This window comes from Algibacter sp. 2305UL17-15 (assembly GCF_040720935.1).
In the GTDB taxonomy this organism is placed as follows: Bacteria; Bacteroidota; Bacteroidia; order Flavobacteriales; family Flavobacteriaceae; genus Jejuia.
The window spans coordinates 393311-407383 of the sequence record NZ_JBFDAE010000001.1; the positions used below are offsets into that span (position 1 = coordinate 393311).

Below are 14073 nucleotides of genomic sequence, written 5' to 3' on the forward strand. Positions count from 1 at the left end.
AAAAAGTAAATTATTAATCGTTTATTTTTCCTTCACCTACCTTGACACCAAAGGGTTTGCACCAATAGAGCACATAAGAATAATCATTGATGCCTTTATTATCTATGGTATAAGAATGCTCCCCACTAAAAACAGATACAGCACCTATTTCAAGGGCACTACCTATAGAGTTGGGGTTATTGCTTAAATAAACGTAAAGACCAGGTAAACTAGTTGAAGCCTCATAATTACTAGCGATAGCTAATTTTAGGTTGTTAGAATTTTCTATTTCGGATAAAGTGAAATCTCCTTGTAAAGTATAACTACTGGTAGTCATTATAGTTCCAGATTTTGTATTGGTGTTTTGTACAACCTCAGTTATAGTTATGGATGTAGTGTTTGCTATCGTTTTATTATTTACAATTGTTTGAGCTTTTATAGTTGCCGTACCAACAGAAATACCAGTAACCAAACCATTTGCATCAACTGTAGCTACAGAAGGGTTGTCGCTGGACCAAGTAAAGGTAGCGGTTTCTTCTTCCCCAAAAGTATTATAGTAGGCAACATTATATTGGTAGGTTTTAGAAATGGCAATACTTCCCGTTGGGTTTAAAAAGACTATTTCTTCTGATTTTGGACCAGAAATATTTGGAGTTATACTGATAGTAATAGTGTTTTCTACGATTTTATTATTTACAGTTGCTTGTGCTTTTATGTTCGTTGACCCTTCGGAAATTCCAGTCACTAAACCATTGGTATCTACGGCAGCAACAGAAGGGTCTTCGCTAGACCAAGTAATAGTTACAGTTTCTTCCTCTCCTATATTGTTAAAAAACCTAACATTAAGTTGATGTGATTCTGAAGCAGAAAGACTTTCTATGGGGTTTAAGAAACGAATTTCCTCAGCAATGGCATCGTTTATGACGTCTTCTCCTATACAATTGTATAAAATAAGACTGGTAATTAAAATAAATACTAAATGTATTTTTCGCATAATTATGGTATTTTGATACTAAGTCGTTGATATGATTTGATAATTACATAAGCAGAAATTAAATGTATGATAATTTCTGATAATTTTTAAAATGAATTGTTTGTCTGAAACTAAAAGTTTATGAATTTAAAAGTTTAACGACATCCTTAGCAAAGTAACTGGCAATCACATCTGCACCAGCTCTTTTGATTGCCGTAACCTGTTCCATCATAACCGCATCATGATCCAACCAGCCTTTTTCGGCAGCAGCTTTTAACATGGCATATTCTCCAGAAACTTGATAAACTGCCACAGGAACATCCACTTCGTTTTTAATGTCCCGAACAATATCCAAATAACACAAACCAGGTTTTACCATGACGATATCTGCACCTTCATCAATGTCCATTTCAGTTTCTCGGATGGCTTCAAAACGATTCGCATAATCCATTTGATAGCTTTTTTTATCCTTCGGGATATCAACCAAATCCACAGGAGCAGAATCTAAAGCATCACGAAAAGGCCCGTAAAAAGCAGAGGCATATTTAGCAGAATAACTCATTATACCAGTATTTATAAAACCTTCATCTTCCAAAGCTTCACGAATGGTAAGAATACGACCATCCATCATATCACTTGGAGCTACAAAATCAGCGCCTGCCTGTGCATGCGAAATACTCATTTCTGCAAGAACTTCAGCGGTTTCATCGTTGATGATTTGTCCGTTTTCGATAATCCCATCATGTCCATAAGCAGAGTATGGATCCAATGCCACATCTGTCATCACCAACATATTTGGGCATACATTTTTAATCGTTTTAATGGCGCGCTGCATTAATCCATTGGGGTTTAAGGCTTCTGTACCTTTATTATCTTTTAAATTATTTGGCACTTTTACGAAAAGTAATACCGATTTTAAACCCAACTTCCAAAGTTCCTTTACTTCTCCTTCTAACAAATCTAAACTATAACGAAAGTAATTTGGCATGGATGGAATTTCATCTTTTATGCCTTTGCCTTCTACTACAAAAAGGGGCACTAAAAAATCGTTTGGTGTAATTATGGTTTCTCGAACTAAAGAGCGGATGGCTTCGTTGGTTCTTAATCTTCGGTTTCTTTTTAATGGATACATATAAGCCCCCTAACCCCCAAAGGGGAATTCCTATTAGGGGTGAATAGGGTTTAAAAGCCCTCTAACCCCAAAGGGGGAATAGAAAGACGGTTAATATTTGTTTTTATAATCATTTATTTTTGAGTTCTCACTTTGGGTTTTTTACCCAATCCACAGGATTTTGTAATACTTCAATCAATTTTTCTTCCTCACTTCCAGCTTCAGGATGATGGTCGTACACCCATTGTACATGCGGTGGTAAGCTCATTAAAATACTTTCAATACGTCCGTTTGTTTTTAATCCGAACAATGTACCTTTATCGTGGACTAAATTAAATTCTACGTAGCGTCCACGTCTAATTTCTTGCCAGTTTCTTTGTTCTTGATTGTATGGCAAATCTTTTCGTTTTTCAACTATCGGAACATAAGCTTCCAAGAAACTGTCTCCAACTTCGGTTACAAAATTATACCAATTTTCCATAGTCATGGTTTCTGATGCTTTGCAATAATCGAAAAATAAACCGCCTATACCTCTGCCTTCATTTCTGTGGGCGTTATAAAAATACTCATCGCAACGCGCTTTATATTTTGGATAGAACTCAGGATTATGCTTATCGCAGGCTGTTTTACAGGTTTGATGAAAATGTGTGGCATCGTCTTCAAATAAGTAATAAGGTGTTAAATCTTGTCCGCCACCAAACCAACTATCTATGATATTTGCATCTTTATCATACATTTCAAAATAGCGCCAATTGGCATGAACTGTTGGTGCCATTGGGTTTTCAGGATGCAAAACCAAACTTAATCCACAGGCAAAAAAATCAACATCGCCAACTTTAAAATAAGCTTGCATAGATTTTGGAAGTTTACCGTGAACGCCAGAAATATTTACACCTCCTTTTTCAAAAACGTTTCCGCCTTCAATCACTCGGGTGCGTCCGCCACCGCCTTCTGGACGTTTCCAAATATCTTCTTGAAATTTTGCTTTCCCATCAATGGCTTCCAGTTTTGAAGTGATGCGGTCTTGTAAATCTTGTATGTATTGGTAGAATTTGTTTTTGATGGTTTTTGGTTTTTCTTGGTTTGTAAGACCTGTCAGGTTTTCAAAACCTGACAGGTCTGATTTATGTGCATATTTAAAATTGTCGATATCTTCAAACAAATTTAAAATATAACTTTTTTCTTTTGAAAAATGGTTTATGTTCCCTGAGATATAGGAATGGTAAGATGAAAATTTATAATCTTCAAAATCCCCAATTACATTATGATTTTCAGGATTTTTATGGATATAAAGAATCAAGTTCTTTAAGTATACTTCGTCAGTAATTTTTATTCTTTTATAAGGTCTTTCAAAAAGTGTCCCTGTTCTATTTTGTTGTTTGTTGTATGCTTTAGCATATGCATTAAAAAGGTTTGAGAATGATTGTGTAGCTATGGATTCTTCTGATATGATTTTCACAACCAAGTGAAAGTGATTATTCATCAAACAGTATGCAATAATATCAACTTTATTCTTTAAGTGTTTTTCAACCAATTTCAAGAAATAAGACATATTATCTTCATTCTGAAAAATAATATTGCTATTAATTCCTCGGTTAAAAATATGATAATAATGGCCTTTTTCTATTTTTTCCATTTAAGTTGTTTTTGTATTTTGAGAGACCTGTCAGGTTTTGAAAACCTGACAGGTCTTACTGAATTTTACTCAATCTCGTTATACAATTCATATAACTCCATGTTTAGTGGTTTTCCTCCAGGAGGTGTAAACTCATTCTTGAGTGTTTTAATCCAAGTAAAATTATTGTTTTCGGCTACTTTAATACTTCCTATATTATTCTTGTAAACAATTATTTGCAAAGTTTCTAAACCCAAAGTTTCAAAAGCATAGCCTGACAATTGTTTTATAGCTTCTGTCATTATCCCTTTGCCTTCAACAGTATAATCTATGCAATAAGCAAATTCGCCCTGTTTTTTGGCCCAATCGACTTCTTTGATATAAACCAAACCAACTAATTTTTTGGATTCGTTTTCTCTTAAAGTGAATAAAAACTCCTCTTTAGCTTCAAATTGTTTGACCATTTTTGATACAAAATGATTTGATAAATCGGGAGTTAGATTCTGTTCTAAAGTTTTTGGAAAATAGCGTTTTAATCGGTCTTCATTAGCTACTGCAAAGTTGCAGATATTCCAACCGTCTTTTGGTTGAATAGGAATGATATGATATGAACCAAAATAAAGCTGCATTTACTGGTTGTTTTTAAGTTGAAGCGCTGCTACCGTTCTAGTTGAAGCAGCTGTAACCGATAACGGAAGTACCAAAATTACACCAATTACTGGAATTAATAAAAACAGTATAAACACAATACCGTTACCGATAGCTAATCCACGATGTTTACGAACAAATTGTAGGCTTTCTTTATATTTAAAATGACGTTCTAAAGTATAATCCATATTACCAAAACCGGCATAATAGGCTTGAACCATAAACAATAGTATGGTTGAAAATATATTAACTACGGGAATGAATTTTAAAAGTAGAATAGGAATGGTTAAAAGTAACTCCATAATTAAGTTTCTACCATTTATTTTAATACCTCTCCCAAGTTGTTGCATAAAGGTAGTATCTCTATGTGAATGTTGGGGATTGCCTGTATAATGTGCTTCAATTTTTTCTGAAACAGGACTCATGAATGGCGCTGATAGTGCCATTATGATGTGTTTGAAAAGGATAAGACCGATAACTATAATTATTAATCCACCAATAAAATTACTAATTGAAGAAAAGGTTTCCTTCCCCCAATCCCAAATCCATATTTTTGAAATGAAACTACCAATATTATCCGATAATCCGTAGGCTGAACCAAAAATGACTATTGCTGTTACCAAGCTAATTATCATAGGAATAGCAAAATATTTCCAAAGTTTTAGTTTTGAAATTAAGCTGAAAGCACCGAAGTATGCTTTAATTCCTGAAATGATGTTTTTAATCATCCTCTCCCCAACCCTCTCCTAGGGAGAGGGAGTTTGTTACGTTTTATTATTTGAATTTTGTTCTTCAATTTATGCACTTTTAATGAACGAACGGTTTCTCAACAGTTTCTTCCCTATGGAGAGATTAAGAGGGCAATTCCTCTCCCAGGCTCTCCGAAGGAAAGGGAGCTTGCGACATATTTATTATTAAACTTTCGTCAAACCTTTAAATTTTCAGAGTATTATTTAGCCTCAACAGTTTCCCCCCCTTCGGGGAGATTAAGAGGGGAATTCCTTAACCGCATCAATAAATGCCTTTGCATTATCCAACGGAATGTTTGGTAAAATACCGTGGCCAAGGTTTACGATGTATTTATCTTTACCAAATTCGTTAATCATTTGATGTACCATTTTCTTGATTTCTGCAGGTGGAGAAAACAGACGTGTCGGGTCGAAATTACCTTGTAAGGTGATATTGCCTCCGGTTAAATAACGCGCATTTCTTGCAGAACAGGTCCAATCTACACCCAAAGCGGAAGCACCGGATTTTGCCATGTCGCCAAGTGCAAACCAACAGCCTTTACCGAAGGCGATAACGGGCGCATCGTCTTTTAAAGCGTCTATGATTTGTTGGATATATTGCCACGAGAATTCTTGATAATCAACAGGTGAAAGCATACCTCCCCAAGAATCGAATACCTGAACGGCGTTACAACCTGCTTTTACTTTTTCTTTTAGATAAGCAATGGTGGTGTCTGTAATTTTTTGTAATAATTGGTGTGCAGCCATTGGGTTTGTAAAGCAAAATTCTTTGGCTTTATCAAAATTTTTGCTGCCTTGTCCTTGTACGCAATAGCATAAAATAGTCCACGGCGAACCTGCAAATCCTATTAATGGAATTTCATCGTTAAGCTTTTCTTTGGTGGCTTTTATGGCTTCGTAAACATAGCTAAGACTATCTTTTACATCTGGAACAATTACGTTATCCACATCTTTTTGAGAACGAATTGGGTTTGGTAAATACGGACCAAAATTTGGTTTCATTTGTACCTCGATATTCATGGCTTGAGGAATGACCAAAATGTCACAGAATAAAATAGCTGCATCCATACCGTATCTTCTGATGGGTTGCACGGTAATTTCACTTGCTAATTCTGGTGTTTGACAACGCGTAAAAAAATCATATTTCGCCTTAATTTCCATAAATTCTGGAAGGTAACGCCCTGCTTGACGCATCATCCAAACTGGTGGACGGTTTACGGTTTCTCCTTTTAATGCTCTTAAAAATAAATCGTTCTTGATCATAGTCTTAAAAAAAGACCTGTCAGGTTTCAAAAACCTGACAGGTCTGATAAATTAATTCAAATATAATACTCATTAACCAACTCAATCACACTTTCTACAGTCGGCACTTTTGAAACCCTAACATCCTTAAAATGTTTTTTTGCTTCTTTTGCAGTCGTTTCTCCAATACAAAAAGCAATCACTTCATTTTTGTTGCTGCGCACAAAACTCTCAACCGTTGACGGACTGTAAAACATCACACTCTCCACAGAGTCATCGACTTTAAAGCCATCGTATTTAGTTTGATAAGCTTCAATTTCATTCACTTCAATGTTGTTCTCACTTAAAATAGTTGGTAATGCATCCAGTCTTATATCGCTACAAAAGTAAGTCACTTCAGTACCTTCAATATATTCAACCAAATATTCCGCAAGTTTCTTAGCATTCTTTTCGGTGTGCTTAACTTTACCTATTTTTTTTTCTACTAAACGCTTGGTTCTTCTACCAACACAGTAAATATTTTTAAACTGTAATTCTATGGCGGAATAGTTTGTAGTTAAAGATTCTACAGCATTTTTGCTAGTAATCACTACATTCTGAATTTCATTTTTTAAGAAACGCGGATGGATTCTGTTCAAACTTATTTTGATAAAATCTGAACTTTCAGCAACCACCTTTTCATGAAACAATAAACGTTGGTCTTCGGTAAAACTTTTTGTAGAAAACACGTTCGTTTTTTTATCGGAATGTTTAATTTTATCCATTAAACGTTTACCGCCACGTTCAATCACAAAATCAGCACAGTATTGTGCCATATCGTTATGTTCGCCTAGTTTTTTAACTCTGGTAACATCAATTCTTTTTGTGCCATCCGGACTTAACAACACCCCTTTAAAGTTGATTTCCTCATCTTTAATGTAAGCCAAAGCACCAATAGGAGCGGTACAACCCCCTTCTAATTTATTTAAAAATTCACGTTCTATGGTTGTACAAATTTCAGTTTCTTCGTGGTTTAGTTCAGCACAAGCCTCTTTTACATATTCATCTTCGTCTAAAGCGGTAATCATAATAGCACCTTGTGCAGGAGCAGGAATCATCCAATCGAGATTAATGGCTTCTTCAGGTCTTATGCCAATTCTACCAATTCCCGCTGCTGCGAAAATAGCACCGTTCCAATCGCTGTCTTCTAGTTTTTGTAAACGTGAATTTACATTACCTCTTAAATCTGTAATTGTATGTGTTGGAAAACGGTTGAGCCATTGCGCCCTTCGGCGTAAACTTCCTGTTGCAATAACAGCTTCTTTAGCGCCTAAAAATTCTTCATTGTCTTTAAAAACAAGCGTGTCATTGACGTTGCCTCGTTTTAAAACTGCCGCTTGTACAATGCCCTTTGGTAAAACTGTAGGCACGTCTTTTAGAGAATGTACCGCAATATCGATATCGTTATTTAACATGGCGATATCTAAAGTTCGGGTAAAAATCCCAGTAATGCCCAATTCGTATAGTGGTTTGTCCAACACTAAATCGCCCGTAGATTTTACGGGAACGAGTTCTGTTTTATGACCAGCTTCTTCGAGTAAACTTTGTACTATTTTGGCTTGCCATAGTGCTAATTCACTATCGCGCGTGCCAATTCTTATGGTTTTAGACATTGGTTTTTTTAGGTTCTTCTAACTGAAATACTTTCTTAATAAGTTCCAGACTATCATCTGTAGAAACATCATCATCCTTTAAATGATGTGCAAAATGATTGGTAATTTTTTGAATGATTTTATTGCTGATTAATTCAGCCTGCGCTTCGTTAAAGTCCGACAATTTTTTGCGTTGGGTATCTACTTCAGCGGTTGCAAAACCAGTCAGTTTATGCTTTAATGCTTTGATAGTAGGTGCGAATTTCCGAGTTTCTAACCAGCTATTAAATTCGGTTTTAACCTCTTCTATAATTGCTTCTGCAGAAGGAATATGTGCTTTTCGGGCTTCTAAAGTATCATCAGTTATTTGAGATAAATGATCTAGATGTACCAATGATACATTATCCAATTCTTGAACATTTTCATTAACGTTCATTGGGATGGATAAATCCAGAATTAAAAGTGGTTTTTTTGTTTGAATAATGTGCTTGTCAATCGTAGGACGTTGCGCACCTGTTGCAACAATTAAGATATCCGAATTACTAATTTCTTCTTGTAGATTAGCATAATCTTTCACTACCAAATTGAACTTTCCAGCGATTCTTTCAGCTTTATCTTTAGTTCTGTTTATTAAAGTGATGTGCTCGTTTTTAGTATGTTTTACTAAATTTTCACAAGTGTTCCTTCCAATTTTTCCTGTTCCGAATAGTAAAATATTCTTATTGGAAACATCTTCAACATTTTTAAAAATATATTGAACTGAAGCAAAAGACACCGAAGTAGCACCAGATGAAATATCTGTTTCAGTCTTAATGCGTTTGCTCGCTTGAATAACAGCATTTACCAAACGCTCTGTAAAATGGTTCAATAAACCATATTTCTTTGAGAGTTTAGTGCTTGTTTTTAGCTGACTAATAATTTCAAAATCGCCTAAAATTTGACTATCCAAACCAGAACCCACACGAAACATGTGTGCAATAGCATCTTTGTTTTTGTAGATGTAAGCTACGTCCTGAAATTCTTCAAGAGTACCTCTGGTATTATCACAAAGCAATTGAATAAGCTGAAAAGGGTGTTGTGCAAAACCATAAATCTCCGTTCGATTACAAGTAGAAGTAACCACCAAACTTTCTATGCCGTTTTCCTTGGCTTGACTCAATAGGGCATGCTTAGAGTCGTCATCTAAACTAAAATGACCTCTAATTTCCGCATCGGCTTTTTTGTAACTTAAACCAATAGCGTAAAAGTAGTTACTACGTGAAATGTTGTACTTCTGCATTGCTATACCTGAAATTGCGAAACAAAAGTAACAGGATAGATGAAAAAAAAACAACGCTCAAAGAACTTTTAATATCGTTTGTGGTTTTTTAGGCTTGTTTTTTCTTAAAACATGATAAATGTCATATTTTAGCAGTAAAATAGACTGGTTTTGATAGTTTAATTTAGAACCAATCTAAATAAATATGAAAAATGGCTATAGGTAAGCGCATAAAAAGTGTCGCTCAAAGTTCTTTCGAGGAAACAAAGATTGAAGACGGATTTTTGATTTTAATGTTTAAAAACGACGAAAGTGTCGCTCAAAGTGTTGCAAAAGAAATAGATAGTACTTTTTTGCAATTTCATTTTTGTGTTAAGGGCGCAACTAAATTTGTTTTTAATCAAGGGAGATATGCTTTAGATATTCACGAAGAGAATTCTTTGTTATTGTATAATCCGCAGCGAGAATTACCAATAGATCTTCAAATAGAACCAAATTCGTGGATAGTTTCGATTCTAATATCTATCAAAAAATTCCATGGATTGTTTTCGCAAGAAGCTGATTATATAACCTTTTTGAGCGAAGATAACAGAGATAAAAAATATTATAAGGACGGGGTAATTTCGCCATCTATGGCCATTGTGTTGAACCAATTGATAAATTACAGTCTTAATTCTTCTATAAAGCAGCTTTATTTTAAAGGAAAAGCATACGAATTGTTGAGTTTGTATTTTAATAGAAGTGAAGATGCCGATGTGGAGCAATGTCCGTTTTTAGTTGATGAAACCAATGTGATAAAAATCAGAAAAGCGAAAGATATTATGGTGTCCCGTATGGCAGAACCACCAAGTTTACAAGAATTAGCTGATGAAATAGGATTGAATATTAAAAAGCTGAAAGAAGGGTTTAAACAAATTTATGGCGATTCAGTTTTTAGCTTTTTATTTGATTATAAAATGGAAGTAGCTCGAAAATTATTGGAAGCTGGTAACGATAATGTAAACGAAGTTGGGCATAAAGTAGGCTACAGCACATCCAGTCATTTTATTGCAGCTTTTAAAAAGAAATATGGCACAACGCCTAAGAAATATGTAATGTCTTTGAGTTAAATAAGACCTGTCAGGTTTTCGAAACCTGACAGGTCTGCGAAATATAAAATTTGTAGCATGAAATACTTATCCCCAGAAATAGAGGCATTATCAAAAAATATTCAAGGTAAATCGTTAGCGCGGACAGGTGTGTCTTGCGGTATTTTTCAAGATTGTGATTATAATGAAGAGCGACCAAATTTATATCCAAAGCAAAAATTGGAAGATAAATAACTACGGTTTTAGTATCTACTCCGCTTTATCCGTTTTCTAGTTTTATGTTTTATGAGCAAAATAGTATCTTCTATAATAGCTTCTTCAGTTTTAAATCCTGAAATGGAAACACCTCTGTTAATTCCTGTATAGTAAGGTTTTAAATTATAGGGTTCTGTTTTAGAATCTTCAAAGGCAATGGTGTGTAAATACTCGTTTTCGTTATTGTTGCGTGTATTTTTTCTTTTGAATATGAAAAGACGAACAGATTTACCATGATCAGTTTCCACATTTTTTTCTTCTAAAAATTCAATCTCATTTTCAGACTTTTTATAATAGTGACTTGCAAATAATTTTGATTTCGCATATGTTTTTAAATCTACTATTGAAGTTTCGTTTTTATCAAGAACTTTATAGTGCTTTAATTTTGAAATTAATAAATGTTGCGCAGATTCATTGAGAAGCGTTTTCTCTTTTAATTGATTTGTGATGGGTTCATTTTTAGATTTTAAAAGTGTATAATAGGTGGTTAAAGCCTCCCAATCTTCACTTTCAAGTAATCTCAAATAGAAGAATTTAACGTCTTTTTCATCTCTAAAAGGGAACAATAATTTCACATAGTTTTCTAAAGTAAAATCTTTTCTGGTGTTATGAGAAAATCTTTTTTTATGTCCTAAACTCCGCTTAATCTCGATTTTAGCATCATTTATAATTTGTTTTTTGAATTTTTTATAAACCTTTGGTTTTACGGTATTGCTATCTAATAATTTGGTTAGAAGTCCGTAAATTGGCGATTTATAGTCTTCAACTGCCGCGAAATTCAATAACTCGGGAAATAATACTTTCGCTGTTTTTAGAGAATCGGCTTTTGCATTATATGATTTAAAAGATGGCACTTTACTTCCCAAAGGCAAATCAGCATTTAGTAATTCCAAAATAAATTCATAGGATGCTTTATCTCTTCTTTGAAAAAAGGTGTTTAAAATGATACTTTGGATTGAAGGTTCTGAATAAGATGTCACATAAAGTTGTCGTGCAAAGTTTTTTACACCTTCGCTTTTATCATTTTTAATGAGCTGTCTTAACAAGTAGTTTTTAATATTTGTTTTGTCTTCAGGAAATTCAAAGTTTTCTAAAAGGTCGATTATGTTGCGCGAGTGTTCTTTGGAAAACTGCAGCTCCCGGTAACCATTTATCACAATACTGTCGTTATTTTTTAGAGCCTCGAAAAACACTTGCGTTTTATCCTTAAAAATAGCTTCTCCCAAAAGGGTATCCTTTGGTTGAAAGGAATCGAAAAACTCCGTTAAAAATTTCGAGGGTTTACTAATAGAATCAGTTAGGGCAGATAATTTATATAAGACACCCTTTTTCTGAATGTACTTCACAAGAATTTCCTTGTTGCTTACTGAATCTCTTAATTTATGGGTTAAATAGTGAACGCCATTTTGGGAATATCTTTTTTCATCAACAGTCAGGAATTTTTTATCAAAAAAACCACCTTTAAAGTTTGAGTAATCTGTCCGTTTGTTAATGTTATTCCATAAACTATCAACGTTTTCATACATTTTTAAATCGTGATATTTTGTCCTCTTTATGGAAATTTGCTCATTGGCTTTTGTGGTGTATGTTGTGCTTTTTACAGATTGGTCATAAGGCTTTTTTTCTCTATTGGCATTGTACCTTCCTCTATATTGGAGTGGTGCTTTTGTTGGAGAATTAACAGTAAAACTTAAGGATGTATCAATTTCTTGTTTAAAAGTTTCATAGGCTATATTTTGAAATTCTAATGACTCAAAATAGGATGTAGCATTTTCTTTTTCAGTTCCATAAAATCCTAATAAATAATAACTTCCGTCTTTTACAACGCTTTTTAGCCATAACTTTTTATTATGAATTGAATCTAAAACAGCTGAAGATACATAGCTTTTATAAGCACCTTCAGTAAAATCGCCACTATAATCTTTAATTTCTAAATTTTTATAAAAACTTGTGTGGATGTATTGTGCTTCAAAAGCATCTTCTTCAATGTATGAGATATCATGTTGAGGCGATTCCTGAAAAAAGTAATACCCTGCATCAGTTTTTGCTTGCACTAACTTTTTTCCTGGATGCTCTAGGTTTGATGTAATATGATTTTTAGGAAAAGAAAAGGTGTATTTCCCGTTAGGTTCTGTAAATTTTGCAGAAGCATCAGTAAAAGGCACAAACTTTACAGAGTTAAAAATTTCTGCTTCATAGTGTAAAACAAAATCTTTTTTGCCTCCAAACTTTACAACTATAATCTCTAATGGCGTTTTGTAGATATGGTATTTTTGATAATCGCCTTTTTTCGTCTTATTTAGAATACTAATTCCAGGGAAGGGTTGGTTGAATTCTTTTTTTTCTATGATGGTTCCTGGAACGTCTTCATATAAGAGGTTTTTAATATAATCTAAGTTTACATTGTCCTTTTCGTTGGGTAAATATTCAAAAGTGTTTAACCTATTTATGGTCAAGTATGCGCCGTTTGTCATATCTGGAGCGACGTAATATTTTATGCCGTTGGCGGTAAATTCCCTTAATTCATCAAAACTTTTAATACTCAAAAAACCATCAGATGTGGCATGATAAGACAACGATGGCGTTGTAAACGAATTTTCTAAATGTTCTTTCTCTGTTTTAGCATAATTCGTTTGTCTAGAAACTAAAGGTCTAACCGTATAACCCTTTTCTTTTAACATATTTAACATGCCTTTTTCGCCACCTAAATGTGCTGCACCTACACCAGAAAAAACGACTTTTTTAGGCATTACAGAATCCAAAACGTCCACCATGTTTTCATTACGCTTAAACAACATGTGTTCTCTGTAATAGTTGGTGTTTGTTGCTGCTCCAATAGAATCCAGCAACTCTATATCCCGCTCCCGATAGACATCTTCTTGAAACAGAAACATATTTTTCTTTTCCATTAACTTTATAAACCAATCATCAGGTTTACGTTTGTTGATATTAAAACTTGCTTTGGTTGTTAGGTATCTCGATTCTCTAAAATCTTCTAGACCAATTACGGGTTTGTTGTTCTTTTTACCCGCTTGAAATATGAACATATCCAAGTAAGTTTCTTCCTCAAAATCATCCGCATTGGAGTTTTTTCGATATAAATAGCTGTTGATCAAATAATTGTCAAACCGAATCACGCTTCTTATGTGCATTGGGTCTAAAGGCGATAATCGAAATAAACTGGAGTAAAAATTATTTCCGTAGAATAAATCATCCACATTATCATTAAAACCAGAATCCTCGTGCATGTATTTTAACCATTGCGTCGGGTCCGATTCTAATGCCACACATTCACTTTTGTTTAAAGCTTCAAAAAAAACATCATCCAGTCTAAATGCTACTTTACTGCTTACGTGCATGGTGCCGTAGATGTAAGATGGCTTTTCTAATCCGTTTCCTGATATTTCCCAAAGCAGACTTTTATCTTGAGAAAATAACGAAGCAGTTAGGGTAAAAGCTATAAAGAGGATAACTATTTTTTTCATGTGAAGGGTTTAAAAGATAAATATAGAAATAAAAAGAAA

General features: G+C 34.1%; 11 protein-coding genes and 1 pseudogene. 2 read left to right on the forward strand and 10 right to left on the reverse strand.

Features of this window, described 5'->3' with window-relative positions; all coding sequences use genetic code 11:
* Positions 1–13: 13 nt before the first annotated feature.
* The 9 genes and pseudogenes from ABXQ82_RS01660 to hemA all read right to left on the reverse strand — a co-directional run bounded on the left by ABXQ82_RS01660 (position 14) and on the right by hemA (position 9227).
* Entirely contained in the window at positions 14–973 is a 960-nt protein-coding gene (locus tag ABXQ82_RS01660; RefSeq protein ID WP_367053904.1) for an Ig-like domain-containing protein, read from the reverse strand.
* 118 nt (positions 974–1091) lie between these two features.
* Positions 1092–2084, reverse strand: a complete 993-nt coding sequence (gene hemB, locus ABXQ82_RS01665) for a porphobilinogen synthase (RefSeq protein ID WP_367053907.1) — start codon at positions 2082–2084, stop codon at positions 1092–1094.
* A gap of 127 nt (positions 2085–2211) precedes the next feature.
* On the reverse strand, positions 2212–3126 hold the full coding sequence (gene hemF, locus ABXQ82_RS01670) for an oxygen-dependent coproporphyrinogen oxidase (protein ID WP_367054026.1): 915 nt from the start codon (positions 3124–3126) through the stop codon (positions 2212–2214).
* A 225-nt stretch (positions 3127–3351) separates the two neighbouring features.
* A pseudogene (locus tag ABXQ82_RS01675) lies at positions 3352–3699 on the reverse strand (transposase); the annotation flags it as partial.
* 65 nt (positions 3700–3764) lie between these two features.
* Positions 3765–4307, reverse strand: a complete 543-nt coding sequence (locus ABXQ82_RS01680; protein ID WP_367053909.1) for a GNAT family N-acetyltransferase — start codon at positions 4305–4307, stop codon at positions 3765–3767.
* Positions 4308–5054 (reverse strand): EI24 domain-containing protein, encoded by a 747-nt coding sequence (locus ABXQ82_RS01685; protein WP_367053912.1) that lies wholly within the window; start codon positions 5052–5054, stop codon positions 4308–4310. It abuts the gene before it with no gap.
* Positions 5055–5312: 258 nt separating this feature from the next.
* Entirely contained in the window at positions 5313–6338 is a 1026-nt protein-coding gene (gene hemE, locus ABXQ82_RS01690) for a uroporphyrinogen decarboxylase (protein ID WP_367053914.1), read from the reverse strand.
* A gap of 56 nt (positions 6339–6394) precedes the next feature.
* Positions 6395–7969, reverse strand: a complete 1575-nt coding sequence (gene hemC / locus ABXQ82_RS01695; protein WP_367053917.1) for a hydroxymethylbilane synthase — start codon at positions 7967–7969, stop codon at positions 6395–6397.
* Positions 7962–9227: a glutamyl-tRNA reductase gene (gene hemA, locus ABXQ82_RS01700; RefSeq protein ID WP_367053920.1), complete on the reverse strand. Its 1266-nt coding sequence runs from the start codon at positions 9225–9227 to the stop codon at positions 7962–7964. The genes hemC and hemA overlap by 8 nt, the downstream gene beginning before the upstream one ends.
* A 191-nt stretch (positions 9228–9418) precedes the next feature.
* On the opposite strand from hemA, the gene ABXQ82_RS01705 reads away from it, so the two are divergent.
* Both ABXQ82_RS01705 and ABXQ82_RS01710 read left to right on the forward strand, forming a co-directional pair.
* Positions 9419–10315 (forward strand): AraC family transcriptional regulator, encoded by an 897-nt coding sequence (locus ABXQ82_RS01705; RefSeq protein ID WP_367053923.1) that lies wholly within the window; start codon positions 9419–9421, stop codon positions 10313–10315.
* Positions 10316–10372: 57 nt separating this feature from the next.
* On the forward strand, positions 10373–10528 hold the full coding sequence (locus ABXQ82_RS01710; protein ID WP_367053926.1) for a hypothetical protein: 156 nt from the start codon (positions 10373–10375) through the stop codon (positions 10526–10528).
* 8 nt (positions 10529–10536) lie between these two features.
* On the opposite strand, the gene ABXQ82_RS01715 is transcribed toward ABXQ82_RS01710, so the two are convergent.
* Complete coding sequence (locus tag ABXQ82_RS01715) at positions 10537–14034, reverse strand: TraB/GumN family protein (protein WP_367053929.1); 3498 nt, start codon at positions 14032–14034, stop codon at positions 10537–10539.
* Between the last annotated feature and the right edge of the window lie 39 nt (positions 14035–14073).